Source organism: Streptomyces sp. NPDC102441 (assembly GCF_044765585.1).
Lineage (GTDB): Bacteria > Actinomycetota > Actinomycetes > Streptomycetales > Streptomycetaceae > Streptomyces.
In genome coordinates this window covers 220,940-234,599 of sequence record NZ_JBIWKH010000001.1, presented here as the reverse complement: position 1 = coordinate 234,599, position 13,660 = coordinate 220,940, and the positions used below count along the sequence as shown (strand labels likewise).

Genomic DNA, 13,660 nt, shown 5'->3' with positions numbered 1-13,660 from the left:
GACCTGTCAGCCGGGGCTGGAGCGGCCGTTCCGCCAGTAGCCGTGGAACGCGATGTCCGGCTTCGGCACGCCCCGGTCGCGTACGAGATGCCGGCGCACCCCGGTGACCAGGCCGGACTCCCCTGCGGCCCAGGTGTAGGAGCGGCCGGGCGGCAGGGTGGCCGCCTTGACCGCGTCGAGTGCGAGCCGGCCGGGGAGAGCGTCGGAACCGTCCCGGGCCAGCCAGTGCACCCGGACGCCCTCAGGGGCCTCGGCGTCCTTGCGGATGTCCGCCGTCTCCGGAACCTCCAGGAAGACCTCCGCGACCAGGGAGGCGGGCGCGTCCTCGAGGATGGCGAGGACCGCGGGTACGGCGCTCTCGTCCGCGACGAGCAACTGGCCCACCGCGTCGGCCGGCGGGAGGTAGGTCATGCCTATGTCGAAAACGCCCGCCGGGTCGCCGGGACGGGCGCCCAGGGCCCAGGAGCAGGCGGGGGTGTCGCCGTGCAGGGCGAACTCGATGTCCAGTTCGGCGGATTCGGGCCGGATCCGGCGGACGGTGTAGTTGCGCACCCAGGGTCTGCGTGACTTCGGCAGGAGCAGCACCTGGGCCATCCACGCCTCGCTGGAGAGGGTGGGCATCGTCAGACCGGCCTGTCCCGCGCGGGGGAAGAACAGCCGCACGCCCTGGTCGGATCCGGTCGGCAGCAGATGCCCGATTTCGGGGCCGCCGAGGGTGACGGTGAGGAAGTTGGGCGTCGTTACGGTGGTCCGGCGCACCTCGAGCGTGATCATGCGCCGGGACTTGGGTGACTGCACCTTGGGCAGCATGCTGTTCGTCGTGCCTTTCAGAGGTCGAGGACGAGCCTGGGGGACAGCGCACGGGACACGCAGGCGTACATCCGGCGCTCGGGAGCGCCGATGTCGTCCCGGTGCTCGGGTGCGCCGTCCAGGACGGTGACCTCACAGCTGCCGCAGACGCCTTCGCGACACCCGGAGGGGACGGGGTGCCCGGCGTGGGCCAGGGCGTCCAGCAGCGACTCGTCGGCCGGCACGGCGACGGTGTCCCCGGACCGGGCGCAGACCGCCTCGAACGCCGTGTCGGGGCCGAAGGACCGGGCCACCGGCTGGAACCGCTCGGCGTGCAGCCGCTCGGCGGGGAACGCCGCGGCGGCCGCCGCCAGCATGGGGGCGGGACCGCAGCAGTAGACCAGCGTGCCGGCCTCCAGCCCGGCCGCGAGGGAGCCGAGGTCCGGCCTGCCCTGGCCTCTGGTCTCCACGATCCGCACCCGGTCCCCGTAGGAGCGGCGCAGCTCGTCCGCGAAGGGCATGCCGGCCGCCGACGGCCCCACGTACAGCAGGGTCGCGGGAAGTCCGGCGGCTGCCACCGAGCGCAGCATCGGCAGCAGGGGCGTGATCCCGATCCCTCCGGCGAGGAACAGGTAGCGCGGTGCGGGGACGAGCGGGAAGTGGTTGCGGGGCAGGGAGACGCCGAGGGGGCGGCCCGGTCGCAGGAACCGGTGGACGTACTCCGAACCGCCCCGGCTGAGCGGGTCGTACCGGACGGCGACGCGGTAGGCGTCCCGGTCGGCGGGGTCCCCGCACAACGAGTACTGCCGGGTCAGCCAGTTGGGCAGGGAAAGGTCGATGTGGGCGCCGGGGTCCCAGGGGGCCAGCTCCCCGGCGGTGGTGCGCAGGGTGAGTGCGACGACGTCCTCGGCGACCCGGTCGATGTGCTCGACGACGGTCTGTTGCATGGGTGAGTCCTCTGTCGGCCTGTGCGGCCTGGTCAGTAGAGCTTGCGGTAGCCGGCCTCCAGGGACTGTTCGAGCAGCCCCGGATCCACGTCGACACCGAGCTGCCCGGCCGCGATCTCACCGGGCGACGGCATCCCCTCGGCGAGCGCCTGGCCGGCGGGGTCCCACAGCCGGGAGCGGATCAGCGCCCGTCCGCAGTGGAAGTACGCCTCGGCCACCTCGACGACGATCGCCAGTTCTGGCTGTTTGGCCTCGGTACGCATCCGCACCAGCACATCGGGTTCGTCGGTGACATAGCCGCTGCCGTTGACGCGCAGGACCTCCCGCATGCCGGGGACCAGGAAACACAGCCCGACGCCGTCGTTCTCGGCGAGGTTGCGGAAGGAGTCGGCGATCTTGTTGCCGGGGCGGTCGGGAAGGGCGAGGGTGTGGTCGTCGAGGACCTTCACGAAACCCGGGTAGTCGCCGCGGGGCGAGCTGTCGGCGCGTCCGGCCGCGTCCGCCGTGGCCATCGTCAGGAACGGCGAGTGGGCGATGAAGTGGCGGAAGTAGTCGTCGATACGGTCCTTCGTCTTCGCCCGGACCATGGGCTCGGGCTGCCCGAGCCGTGCCAGCACCTCCTCCGGTGAGACCCGTCGAGGGCGCGTGGGGGCATACGTCATGGCACCTTCTCGCGTCGGCATCGGTACGCGGCTACGGACACTCAGATCCGCATCGCCGCAGTTCATGGCACTATTGTGAGTAATCAGTCAGGTTCTGGCTACTCGCTTTCACGGCCCCCCGCAGGAGGTGTCATGACGTCCGGTCACCGTGGACTTCAGCCACGTAAACAGCCCCGTCAGGTCCGGGCCGAGCTGACCCGGCAGCGCATCCTCGACGCGGCTGCTCGCGTTTTCGCCGAGTACGGGTATGCGGCGGGGACCACCAACCGGATCGCGGAGCGGGCCCGGGTGTCGATCGGGTCGCTGTACCAGTACTACCCGAACAAAGATGCGATTCTGGTCGAACTGCTGACCCGGCATCTCGACGCCGGGATGGCCGCCACCCCGCTGGACCAGGACGAACTGCTGCCGGAGTCCATCGAGGGCATCCTTCGCTTCCATGTGCACAACGTGATCGAGAACCACAGCGAGGACCCGCAGCTGCTCCGAGTGATGATGGAACAGGGGCCCCGGGCGCCGGAGTTGCTGGAGCGGGTCGCGCGCAGCGAGGGGAAGCGGATCGCCTACGCCCGCAGGCTGCTCGGGAACCATCCGGAGGTGCGGGTCGCGGACGTGGGGATCGCCGCCCGGCTCGTCACCACCACGGTGGAGATGGTGGTGCACAGGGTGATGGCGGGGCCCGGCGAGGTCGACATCGCGCGGTTCGAGGACGAACTCGTCACCATGCTCACCCGCTATCTGACGGGCGGCCCGTCGGTGACCCCCGAGGGCTGACACCCGGTCCTTCCGCGCGGGGCGCTGCCGCCCACCGGTCGCGACGATTCCCCTGTGCTTCCCCTGCGATTCCCCTGCGCGGACGGTGGTCATCGGCCGTCGCCGTCTCAGATAGTAGGAAGTCCGAGTATCTGTAGAGACAGATGGCCCGAGCTGTCCTAGCTTTGTAGAAGCCGAACGAATCGCTGATCCAGCGACCGGCGTGTGTGAGTGTGCCCGAAGCAGGCAATCCCTGCGGCATCCGCTCCCCGCCCCTGCAGGCGCCTCGAAATCCAGATCCCGGCATTCCGTCGTGCGAAGTCCGGGTCCGGAAATCCACGCGATCTCAAGGAGTCGATCCCTCATGGCCGAGACCACCGTCCGCCGCGTCCGTCACAGCTCCCGCTCCGCCGAGTCGGAGCGCAAGAACGCCGCCGCAGCCCTGCAGCGGGCCCTCGACCGCCGGGACAACGGCGGAGCGACGGGCCACTGAGGGCGCGCCCCCACCTCGTGACCCCCGTTGCGTCCGGGTCGCCGGGGCCGTACGGGCCCTGGTGACGTCCGTATCGTGGACGTCGAATGTCATGGGGTGGGACAGAACGCTAGGGTGCCTCTATGTCTCGCAGCATCGATCTCGCAGTGATCCCCGGCGACGGTATCGGCCAGGAGGTCGTCACCCAGGGCCTCAAGGTTCTCAACGCTGTTCTCCCGCAGGATGTGAAGCTGGAGACCAAGGAGTACGACCTCGGAGCCCAGCGATGGCACCGCACCGGTGAGACCCTCCCCGACGCGGAGCTGGAGGCCCTCAAGGGCCACGACGCCATCCTGCTCGGTGCCATCGGTGACCCGTCCGTGCCGTCGGGCGTGCTGGAGCGCGGGCTGCTGCTGAAGCTCCGCTTCGCCTTCGACCACTTCATCAACCTGCGGCCGTCGAAGCTCTTCCCGAACACCGCGACCCCGCTGGCCGGCCGTCCGGAGATCGACTTCGTCGTCGTACGCGAGGGCACCGAGGGCCCCTACACGGGCAACGGCGGTTCCCTGCGCACAGGCACGGAGCACGAGGTCGCCACCGAGGTCAGCGTCAACACGGCCTACGGTGTCGAGCGCGTCGTGCGTGACGCCTTCGCGCGTGCCGCCGCCCGCCCGCGCAAGAAGCTGACGCTGGTCCACAAGAACAACGTCCTCGTGCACGCGGGCCACCTGTGGAAGAACACCTTCGACAAGGTCGCGGCCGAGTTCCCCGAGGTCACCACCGACTATCTGCACGTCGACGCCGCGACGATCTTCTTCGTCACGCAGCCGGAGCGCTTCGACGTCATCGTCACCGACAACCTCTTCGGTGACATCCTCACCGACCTGGCAGCAGCCGTGACCGGTGGCATCGGCCTGGCCGCGTCCGGCAACATCAACCCGACGGGCGCCTTCCCGTCCATGTTCGAGCCGGTGCACGGCACCGCGCCCGACATCGCGGGCCAGGGCAAGGCCGACCCGACGGCCACGATCCTCTCCGTCGCCCTCCTGCTGCGCCACCTCGGCTACGAGGCCGAGGCCGTGCGCATCGAGGAGGCCGTCTCCGCCGACCTCGCGGAGCGTGACGGAAAGAGCGCACGCACCACCGACGAGATCGGCGACGCGCTCGCGGTACGCGTAGCGACCTGACCCGACGCCTCCACTTCGAAGCCGCCGGGTCGCAACCGCACCCGGCGGCTTCTCCTCGCGGTCCCCGGGTGCCACCATCGACCCCTGGACCGCGTTTTCGCGTCGCTCGAACCCCCGACGCCGACGTCACCGCAATCACGTCATTTCGTGCAGAGCCGCCCCCGGGAGATAATCGAACGGGACCGCGGCTCGCGGTAGAGCTCGGACGTCCTACAACCTGTCCGGCAGCCGCCGGGCGGGAGCGGGCGTGAGCGCGGTCCATCACATACAAGACCGGTGAAGGACACGCACTCATGACGACGCCCACGATCGAGCTCAAGCCCTCCTCGCACCCGCTGTCCGACGCAGAGCGCGAGGCGGCCATGGTCAACCCCGGATTCGGCCGGCACTTCACCGACCACATGGTGACGATCAGCTGGACCGAGGGCCGCGGCTGGCACGACGCACAGCTCGTGCCGTACGGTCCGCTGTCGCTCGACCCGGCCAACATGACGCTGCACTACGCGCAGGAGATCTTCGAGGGGCTCAAGGCCTACCGTCAGCCCGACGGCACGGTCGCCACCTTCCGGCCCGAGGCCAACGCAGCCCGCTTCCAGCGGTCCGCCGCACGGCTCGCGATGCCGGAGCTGCCCGTCGAGACCTTCATCGAGGCGTGTGACGTCCTGGTCCAGCAGGACCAGGCCTGGGTCCCGCCGCACGGCGGCGAGGAGTCGCTCTACCTGCGCCCGTTCATGATCGCCGCCGAGGTGGGTCTCGGTGTCCGGCCGGCCAACGAGTACCTCTTCATCGTCATCGCCTCCCCGGCCGGCGCCTACTTCCCCGGCGGTGTGAAGCCGGTCTCGATCTGGCTCTCCCAGGACCGGGTGCGCGCCGTTCCCGGCGGAGTGGGCGACGCCAAGACCGGTGGCAACTACGCCGCCTCCCTCCTCGCCCAGGCCGAGGCGGCTGCCCAGGGCTGCGACCAGGTCGCCTACCTCGACGCGGTCGAGCACAGGTGGGTCGAGGAGCTCGGCGGCATGAACCTCTACTTCGTGTACGGGCAGGAGGACGGCAGCAAGCGGATCGTCACCCCCTCCCTCTCCGGCTCGCTGCTCGCCGGCGTCACCCGTGACTCCCTCCTCACCGTCGCCCGTGACCTCGGATACACCTCCGAGGAGGGCCGCGTCTCCATCGACCAGTGGCGCGCCGACACCGAGAACGGCACCCTCACCGAGGTCTTCGCCTGCGGCACCGCCGCGGTCATCACGCCCGTCGGCACGGTGAAGTCCGCGGACGGTGAATGGACCCAGGGCGACGGCACCCCCGGTGAGGTCACCCTCAAGCTGCGCGAGCGGCTGCTGGACATCCAGCGCGGCATCGTCGAGGACACCCACGGCTGGATGCACGAGCTCGGCTAGTCACCGCTCCGTACCCACGAAGGCCGCATCCCCCGGGGTGCGGCCTTCGTCGTCCCCGAGTTTTGAGCACCGCTCAAACCTGGTTAGAGTGCTGCTCCAACCAGGAGGTGCCGTTTACGTGCGACTGACCCCCACCGAACGCGACCGGCTGCTGCTCTTCGGCGCGGCCGAGCTGGCCAGGGCCCGGCGCGCCCGTGGCCTGCGACTCAATGTCCCAGAGGCGACCGCCCTGATCGCGGACACCGTCTGCGAGGCGGCCAGGGACGGACGCCGGCTGGCCGAGGCGATCGATGCCGCCCGTGCCGTGCTGGGGCCGGACGACGTGCTGCCGGGCGTGGCCGACGTGGTCACCGAGGTCCATGTGGAGGCCGTGTTCGACGACGGCTCCAGGCTCGCGGTCGTCAGCGGCCCCCTCGGCGGCGGCACGCTCGGCGACGACGCCCCCGGCGCGCTCCTCCCCGGCCCCGCGACGCCCGGACGTGAACCCGCCCTGCGGCTCACCGTCCGTAACACCGCGACCGTCCCGGTCAGCGTGACGTCCCATTTCCACTTCTTCGAGGCCAACCCCCGGCTCGCATTCGACCGCGCGGCGGCGTACGGGATGCGGCTGAGCGTGCCCGCCGGATCCTCCGTCCGCTTCGGCCCAGGGGAGAGCGGTGAAGCGGCGCTCGTCCCCATCGGCGGCGACCGGATCGCGATCGGCTTCGCCGGACTCGTCGACGGACCGCTGGACGCGCCGGGCGCGAGGGAGGAGGCGCTGCGCAGAGCGGCTGCCTGCGGCTACCTCGGAGCGGGGGCGGGGGAGTGATGGACCCGTACGAGTACGCCTCCGTGCACGGGCCGCGCGCCGGGGACCGCGTCCGCCTCGGCGACTCCGGACTGACCGTCCGCGTGGAGTCCGATGCCCAGAAGCAGGGCGACGAGTTCCTCGCCGGCTTCGGCAAGACGGCCCGGGACGGCCTGCACCTCAAGGCCGCCGCCGTGCGGGAGACCTGCGACGTCGTCATCAGCAACGTCCTGGTCATCGACGCCGTGCTCGGCATCCGGAAGGTCTCCGTCGGCATCCGCGAGGGCCGCATCGCCGCGATCGGGCGGGCCGGCAACCCGGACACCCTCGACGGTGTCGACGTGGTCGTCGGCACGGGCACGACCATCGTCTCCGGCGAGGGCATGATCGCCACGGCCGGAGCCGTGGACCCGCACGTCCACCTGCTCTCCCCGCGCATCATGGAGGCGTCGCTGGCCTCCGGCGTCACCACGATCATCGGCCAGGAGTTCGGCCCGGTCTGGGGCGTAGGCGTCAACTCCCCGTGGGCCCTGCGCCACGCCTTCAACGCCTTCGACGCCTGGCCCGTCAACATCGGCTTCCTGGGCCGCGGTTCGTCCTCCCACGAGGCGCCCCTGGTCGAGGCCCTCGCCGAGGGCGGTGCCTGCGGCTTCAAGGTCCACGAGGACATGGGCGCCCACACCCGCGCCCTGGACACCGCCCTGCGGGTCGCCGATGAGTACGACGTCCAGGTCGCCCTGCACAGCGACGGGCTGAACGAATGCCTGTCCGTCGAGGACACCCTGAGCGTGCTCGAAGGCCGTACGATCCACGCCTTCCACATCGAGGGCTGTGGCGGCGGGCACGTGCCCAACGTGCTGAAGATGGCGGGAGTCCCCAACGTCATAGGCTCCTCCACCAACCCGACGCTCCCCTTCGGCCGGGACGCGGTCGCCGAGCACTACGGGATGATCATCTCCGTCCACGACCTCAAGACCGACCTGCCCGGCGACGCCGCCATGGCCCGCGACCGGATCAGGGCCGGGACGATGGGTGCCGAGGACGTCCTGCACGACCTGGGTGCCATCGGGATCACCTCCTCCGACGCGCAGGGCATGGGCCGGGCCGGCGAGACCGTACGCCGCACCTTCGCCATGGCCGCGAAGATGAAAGGAGAGCTCGGCCCGATGGAGGGCGACGGCCCCGGCGACGACAACGCCCGGGTGCTTCGCTACATCGCCAAGGTCACCGTCAACCCCGCGATCGCCCACGGTCTCGCCCACGAGGTCGGCTCCATCGAGACCGGCAAGCTCGCCGACATAGTGCTCTGGCGCCCGGAGTTCTTCGGTGCGAAGCCCCAGCTGGTCCTGAAGTCCGGCTTCCCCGCCTACGGCGTCACCGGAGACCCCAACGCCGCCACGGACACCTGCGAACCCCTCGTCCTGGGGCCGCAGTTCGGTGCCTACGGGGCCACCGCCGCCGACCTCTCCGTCGCGTTCGTCGCGGAGGCCGCCACCCAGCTGGGCGCCGACCTCATGCCCACCCGCCGCCGCAGGGTCGCCGTCCGGGGCACCCGGGGCATCGGGCCGGCGGACCTGCGTCTCAACTCCCGTACCGGAGAGGTCGGAGTCGACGGCGACACCGGACTCGTCACCCTCGACGGCGACCCCCTGCGCTCCCCGGCAGCGGAATCCGTCTCCCTCAACCGCCTCTACTTCCTCTAGGGATCCGCCATGACCTTCCGTATGCCGCCCGAGTGGGCCCCTCACGAGCGCACCTGGATGGCGTGGCCGGGGCCCAACCCCACCTTCGCCACCGCGGCCGAACTCGACGGGGCACGCGGGGCCTGGGCCGCCGTCGCCCGCGCCGTGCGCCGCTTCGAACCGGTCACCGTGATCACCGGACCCGGCCAGGAGGACAGCGCACGGGCGCTCCTCGGCCCGGACATCGAGACGGCCGTACGCCCCCTCGACGACGCCTGGATGCGCGACATCGGTCCCACCTTCGTCACCGACGGCCGGCAACTCGCAGCGGTGGACTGGACGTTCAACGGATGGGGCGGCCAGGGCTGGGCCCGCTGGGAGCGCGACCGGCACATCGCGCGGGGCGTCGCCGAGCTGGCCGGCGTGCCCGTCCACAGCTCACCCCTGGTCAACGAGGGCGGCGCGATCCACGTGGACGGCGAGGGCACCGTCCTGCTCACCGAGACCGTCCAGCTGGGCAAGGAGCGCAACCCCGGCTGGACCAGGCAGGCCGTCGAGGACGAGATCCACGCCCGCCTCGGCACCGAGACGGCGATCTGGCTGCCGCGCGGCCTGGCCGGGGACTACGGCACGTACGGCACCCTCGGCCACGTCGACATCGTCGCCGCCTTCGCCCGCCCCGGCGTGGTCGTCGCCCATGTCCAGCCCGACCCCTCCCACCCGGACCACGAGATCACCCGTGAGACGGTCCGGATCCTGCGGGCCGCCACCGACGCCGGGGGCCGCTCGCTGGAGGTCGTGGAGATCCCGGCCCCCACGGCGCTGCGCGACCCGGACGGCGCCTGGGCCGACTACTCCTACATCAACCACTACCTATGCAACGACGGCGTGATCCTCTGCGCCTTCGACGACCCGAGGGACGAGGAGGCGGCCGCCGCCTTCGGCGACCTGTTCCCGGACCGTACGGTGACACCCGTCGACGCCCGTACGATCTTTGCCGGTGGTGGAGGCATCCACTGCATCACGCAGCAACAGCCCAGGATCTGAACCATGCCCAGTACCCCGCGCCGCCGCAACATCGCCCCGCCCCGGGAGGACGTGCTCGCCGCCGTCATGGCCACCGTCGCCGAGCGCGGACTCGACGGGCTCACCATGGCGGGGCTCGGCCGCGAGGTGCGGATGAGCAGCGGCCACCTCCTCTACTACTTCCGCACCAAGGACGAACTGCTGCTGCAGACCCTGGAGTGGAGCGAGGCGAGGCTCGGTGCCGAACGCCGGGCCCTGCTCGCCCGGCCCGGCACCGCACGCGAGCGGCTCGACTCCTACATCGCGCTGTACGTCCCCGACGGCCACCGCGACCCGCACTGGACGCTCTGGCTGGAGGTCTGGAACCGCTCGCAGGGCGCCGACGACGACGCCCGCGCCCGGCAGGCCGCCATCGAGGACGCCTGGCACCGTGACCTCGCCGAGCTGCTCGCCGACGGCATCGCGCGCGGCGAGTTCCGCGCCGTCGACACCGGCCGGGCCGCGACCCGTCTGCGGGCCCTGATGGACGGGTTCAGCGTCCATGTCACCGTCGGCATCCCCGGCACCGGACGGGAGCAGGTCCTGGAGCAGATGCGCAGATACGCGGACGAGACGCTCATGGACCCCGGACCGGACGCCCGTGCGACGGACATCACGCCCGCATCCTGAGACGGGCCGGGGCCGGGGAGCGCCGCTGTGCCAGACTGCGTGCGTGTCCTCGTTCGCCATGATTATCGGCAGCAGGCGCGCCGGTCCGCAGTGACCGTCCCGTACGACCACGTACGGAACGGACATCGTGCCCCAGACCCGCGCGCAGACCTCTCGCACCCGCGAGGGGTTTTTTCGTTTTCAGGCCCACACCACGGCCGGGACGAGGCACGCGAGATGATGGGGGCAAGTGGAGCCGATTCGTCCGGATCCGCTCACCCGACAGGAGTCAGATCAGCATGACCACCAAGGCCACGGCCCCCGACGACACCTTCCATGTCTTCGACACCACACTGCGCGACGGTGCGCAGCGTGAAGGCATCAACCTGACGGTCGCGGACAAGCTGACCATTGCCCGGCATCTGGACGACTTCGGAGTGGGCTTCATCGAGGGCGGCTGGCCGGGCGCCAACCCCCGCGACACCGAGTTCTTCGCCCGGGCCCAGCAGGAGATCGACTTCGAGCACGCCCAGCTCGTCGCGTTCGGTGCCACCCGCAGGGCCGGCGGCAAGGCCGCCGAGGATCCGCAGGTCCAGGCACTCCTGGACTCGGGCGCCCCGGTGGTCACGCTGGTCGCCAAGTCCCACGACCGCCATGTGGAACTCGCCCTGCGCACCACCCTGGACGAGAACCTGGAGATGGTCCGCGACACCGTCAGCCACCTCCGGGAGCAGGGCCGCCGGGTCTTCGTCGACTGCGAGCACTTCTTCGACGGCTACCGCGCCGACCCGGAGTACGCCAAGGCGGTCGTGCGCACCGCGCACGAGGCCGGCGCCGACGTGGTCATCCTCTGCGACACCAACGGCGGGATGCTCCCCGCCCAGGTCCAGGCCGTGGTCTCCACCGTCCTCGCCGACACCGGCGCCCGGCTCGGTATCCACGCCCAGGACGACACCGGCTGTGCCGTCGCGAACACCCTGGCCGCCGTGGACGCGGGCGCCAGCCATGTGCAGTGCACCGCCAACGGCTACGGCGAGCGGGTCGGCAACGCCAACCTCTTCCCCGTCGTCGCGGCGCTGGAACTCAAGTACGGCAAGACCGTCCTGCACGAGGGCGCGCTCGCCGAGATGACGCGTATCTCCCACGCCATCGCCGAGGTCGTCAACCTGACACCCTCCACGCACCAGCCGTACGTCGGTGTCTCCGCCTTCGCGCACAAGGCGGGACTGCACGCCTCCGCGATCAAGGTCGACCCGGACCTCTACCAGCACATCGACCCCGAACGCGTCGGCAACACCATGCGGATGCTGGTGTCCGACATGGCGGGCCGGGCCTCCATCGAGCTCAAGGGCAAGGAGCTCGGCATCGACCTCGGAGACGACCGCGCGCTCGTCCAGCGGGTCGTCGAGCGGGTCAAGGAGCGCGAACTCCAGGGCTACACCTACGAGGCGGCCGACGCCTCCTTCGAACTGCTGCTGCGTTCAGAGGTCGACGGCAGGCCCCGCCGCTACTTCCGCGTCGAGTCCTGGCGGGCCATCGTCGAGAACCGCCCCGACGGCACCCACGCCAACGAGGCGACCGTGAAGCTCTGGGCCAAGGGCGAGCGCATCGTCGCCACCGCCGAGGGCAACGGCCCGGTCAACGCCCTGGACCGGGCGCTGCGCGTCGGTCTGGAACGGATCTACCCGCAGCTCGCCAAGCTGGAGCTGGTCGACTACAAGGTCCGGATCCTGGAAGGCCGCACCGGCACCGAGTCCACCACCCGGGTACTGGTCACCACGGGGGACGGCTCCGGTGACTGGGCGACGGTCGGCGTGGCCGAGAACGTCATCGCCGCGTCCTGGGAGGCGCTGGAGGACGCGTACACCTACGGCCTGCTGCGCGCGGGTGTCGAGCCCACCGACTGACGGACCCCTACCGGAGCCGCCACCTCTGGTGGGCGGCTCCGGCGCACCTCCCGACCGGAGACGGACGCGGCGCACCATCCCGGAGGTCTGCGGCTGTTCCGCCTTCGGGGCGCGGCAGGTGGCTGAGACTGCCGCGTTCAAGAGGTGAATGAAAGGGCTTACGGACCTGCTTCGAGAATGGGTACGGACCAATTGTGGTGTGAAGTATTGACGCCCCTGTTCCGGCGCGGTTAACTCCAGCCGCAACGCCGGTACCGGTTCCGGGACCGGTTACGGAACCGGTCCCGAAGCCCGTGCCACCCCTGCCCTGCCTTGTCCCTGGAGGCCCCGTTGCGTGTCACCATCGCCGATGTCGCCCGTGAGGCCGGCGTCAGCAAGACGACCGTGTCGCGGGTCATCAACCTCAAGGGCGAGGTGGACGGTTCGACCGCCGCCCGTGTTCGTGAAGTGATCGCGGACCTCGGCTACGTACCCAGCTCCGGCGCCGTCGGGCTGGCACGCGGCCGCAGCCGTACGGTCGGCCTGCTGGTGCCCTCGTTCACCTGGCCCTGGATGGGCGAAGTGCTCCAGGGCATCGTCGACACGGTCGAGGCCGCCGACTACGGGCTGCTGCTCTTCACGTGCACCCGGGGCGCGCAGTCCGTCGAGCGCTTCACCACCCAGGTGTCGGCGCGCGCCTTCGACGGGCTCGTCGTCGTCGAACCGGAGAACACGCTCGACCAGCTCACCGCACTGCACCGGGCCGGTCTGCCGATCGTCCTCATCGACGACCGGGGCCACCACCCGGAATTCCCCTCCGTCGTGACCACCAATCACGAAGGAGGCGCATCCGCCGCCCGCCATCTGCGGGCCGCGGGGCGCACCAGACCCATGGTCGTCACCGGCCCGGAGCACTTCGGCTGCGTACGCGACCGGCTCGCGGGCTTCCGGTCCGTCCTGCCCACCGAGCTGGTCGTGAGCGGGGACTTCACCGAACGCCGGGGACGCCTCGCCGTGGAGGAACTCCTGGCGGCGGGAACGGAGTTCGACGCCGTCTTCGCCCACAACGACATCACCGCGGCCGGGGTCCTGCGAGCCCTCAGGGCTGCCGGCCGCCGCGTACCCGACGACATCGCGGTGGTCGGCTTCGACGACATCCCGATGGCCGAACACACCGAACCGCCGCTGACCACCGTGCACCAGCCCACCCGGCAGATGGGCGAGGCTGCGGCCCGCCTGCTGCTCTCGCACCTCGGCGGCACCGCCGTGCCGGACGGGCCGGTCGTGTTGCCCACCGAACTGGTCGTGCGCCACTCGGCGCCGTAACGGAACCGGCCCCGCCGGTCACCCGTCCGCATCCCCGATCCAGCCGCACCCGCACGCTCGCCCCCGCGCGTCCAGCGCTGCCCACACCGCCGGATCTC

The 13,660-nt window shown here is 70.9% G+C and carries 13 protein-coding genes; 10 read left to right on the top strand and 3 right to left on the bottom strand.

Annotated features, from left to right (window positions below; all coding sequences use genetic code 11):
- Nucleotides 1-6: 6 nt before the first annotated feature.
- Genes ACIREO_RS01125 through ACIREO_RS01115 form a run of 3 tightly spaced genes read right to left on the bottom strand, consistent with a single transcriptional unit; the run spans nt 7 to nt 2,398 of the window.
- Nucleotides 7-810 (bottom strand): siderophore-interacting protein, encoded by an 804-nt coding sequence (locus tag ACIREO_RS01125; RefSeq protein WP_404103235.1) that lies wholly within the window; start codon nt 808-810, stop codon nt 7-9.
- 17 nt (nt 811-827) lie between these two features.
- Nucleotides 828-1,736, bottom strand: coding sequence for a PDR/VanB family oxidoreductase (locus ACIREO_RS01120; RefSeq protein ID WP_404103232.1), 909 nt, complete (start codon nt 1,734-1,736; stop codon nt 828-830).
- Between the two features lie 32 nt (nt 1,737-1,768).
- Nucleotides 1,769-2,398 (bottom strand): MSMEG_1061 family FMN-dependent PPOX-type flavoprotein, encoded by a 630-nt coding sequence (locus ACIREO_RS01115; RefSeq protein ID WP_404103229.1) that lies wholly within the window; start codon nt 2,396-2,398, stop codon nt 1,769-1,771.
- Between the two features lie 132 nt (nt 2,399-2,530).
- On the opposite strand from ACIREO_RS01115, the gene ACIREO_RS01110 reads away from it, so the two are divergent.
- The 10 genes from ACIREO_RS01110 to ACIREO_RS01065 all read left to right on the top strand — a co-directional run bounded on the left by ACIREO_RS01110 (nt 2,531) and on the right by ACIREO_RS01065 (nt 13,562).
- Nucleotides 2,531-3,172 carry a TetR/AcrR family transcriptional regulator gene (locus ACIREO_RS01110; RefSeq protein WP_404103226.1) on the top strand — a complete coding sequence of 214 codons (642 nt, stop codon included), beginning with the start codon at nt 2,531-2,533 and terminating at the stop codon, nt 3,170-3,172.
- Nucleotides 3,173-3,515: 343 nt separating this feature from the next.
- Nucleotides 3,516-3,644, top strand: coding sequence for a hypothetical protein (locus tag ACIREO_RS01105; RefSeq protein WP_404103223.1), 129 nt, complete (start codon nt 3,516-3,518; stop codon nt 3,642-3,644).
- Between the two features lie 122 nt (nt 3,645-3,766).
- A complete protein-coding gene (locus ACIREO_RS01100; protein WP_404103220.1) occupies nt 3,767-4,810 on the top strand; it encodes a 3-isopropylmalate dehydrogenase in 1,044 nt (347 codons plus the stop codon).
- Between the two features lie 293 nt (nt 4,811-5,103).
- The gene (locus ACIREO_RS01095) at nt 5,104-6,207 is read left to right on the top strand and encodes a branched-chain amino acid aminotransferase (RefSeq protein ID WP_404103217.1); all 1,104 of its coding nucleotides are present in this window, start codon (nt 5,104-5,106) and stop codon (nt 6,205-6,207) included.
- 118 nt (nt 6,208-6,325) lie between these two features.
- The gene (gene ureA / locus ACIREO_RS01090; RefSeq protein WP_404103214.1) at nt 6,326-7,015 is read left to right on the top strand and encodes an urease subunit gamma; all 690 of its coding nucleotides are present in this window, start codon (nt 6,326-6,328) and stop codon (nt 7,013-7,015) included.
- Nucleotides 7,015-8,697 carry an urease subunit alpha gene (locus ACIREO_RS01085; protein WP_404103211.1) on the top strand — a complete coding sequence of 561 codons (1,683 nt, stop codon included), beginning with the start codon at nt 7,015-7,017 and terminating at the stop codon, nt 8,695-8,697. Before ureA ends, ACIREO_RS01085 begins: the two co-directional genes overlap by 1 nt.
- A gap of 9 nt (nt 8,698-8,706) precedes the next feature.
- Nucleotides 8,707-9,723: an agmatine/peptidylarginine deiminase gene (locus tag ACIREO_RS01080; RefSeq protein WP_404103208.1), complete on the top strand. Its 1,017-nt coding sequence runs from the start codon at nt 8,707-8,709 to the stop codon at nt 9,721-9,723.
- Between the two features lie 3 nt (nt 9,724-9,726).
- On the top strand, nt 9,727-10,371 hold the full coding sequence (locus ACIREO_RS01075; RefSeq protein WP_404103205.1) for a TetR/AcrR family transcriptional regulator: 645 nt from the start codon (nt 9,727-9,729) through the stop codon (nt 10,369-10,371).
- 278 nt (nt 10,372-10,649) lie between these two features.
- Nucleotides 10,650-12,257, top strand: coding sequence for a citramalate synthase (gene cimA, locus ACIREO_RS01070; protein WP_404103202.1), 1,608 nt, complete (start codon nt 10,650-10,652; stop codon nt 12,255-12,257).
- Nucleotides 12,258-12,587: 330 nt separating this feature from the next.
- A complete protein-coding gene (locus ACIREO_RS01065) occupies nt 12,588-13,562 on the top strand; it encodes a LacI family DNA-binding transcriptional regulator (protein WP_404103199.1) in 975 nt (324 codons plus the stop codon).
- Nucleotides 13,563-13,660 lie beyond the last annotated feature (98 nt).

What these genes read in the sequence shown, in the direction of transcription:
- ACIREO_RS01125 (WP_404103235.1), bottom strand. Translation starts at nt 810, where the DNA reads ATGCTGCCCAAGGTGCAGTCACCCAAGTCCCGGCGCATGATCACGCTC.
- ACIREO_RS01120 (WP_404103232.1), bottom strand. Translation starts at nt 1,736, where the DNA reads ATGCAACAGACCGTCGTCGAGCACATCGACCGGGTCGCCGAGGACGTC.
- ACIREO_RS01115 (WP_404103229.1), bottom strand. Translation starts at nt 2,398, where the DNA reads ATGACGTATGCCCCCACGCGCCCTCGACGGGTCTCACCGGAGGAGGTG.
- ACIREO_RS01110 (WP_404103226.1), top strand. Translation starts at nt 2,531, where the DNA reads ATGACGTCCGGTCACCGTGGACTTCAGCCACGTAAACAGCCCCGTCAG.
- ACIREO_RS01105 (WP_404103223.1), top strand. Translation starts at nt 3,516, where the DNA reads ATGGCCGAGACCACCGTCCGCCGCGTCCGTCACAGCTCCCGCTCCGCC.
- ACIREO_RS01100 (WP_404103220.1), top strand. Translation starts at nt 3,767, where the DNA reads ATGTCTCGCAGCATCGATCTCGCAGTGATCCCCGGCGACGGTATCGGC.
- ACIREO_RS01095 (WP_404103217.1), top strand. Translation starts at nt 5,104, where the DNA reads ATGACGACGCCCACGATCGAGCTCAAGCCCTCCTCGCACCCGCTGTCC.
- ACIREO_RS01085 (WP_404103211.1), top strand. Translation starts at nt 7,015, where the DNA reads ATGGACCCGTACGAGTACGCCTCCGTGCACGGGCCGCGCGCCGGGGAC.
- ACIREO_RS01080 (WP_404103208.1), top strand. Translation starts at nt 8,707, where the DNA reads ATGACCTTCCGTATGCCGCCCGAGTGGGCCCCTCACGAGCGCACCTGG.
- ACIREO_RS01075 (WP_404103205.1), top strand. Translation starts at nt 9,727, where the DNA reads ATGCCCAGTACCCCGCGCCGCCGCAACATCGCCCCGCCCCGGGAGGAC.
- cimA (WP_404103202.1), top strand. Translation starts at nt 10,650, where the DNA reads ATGACCACCAAGGCCACGGCCCCCGACGACACCTTCCATGTCTTCGAC.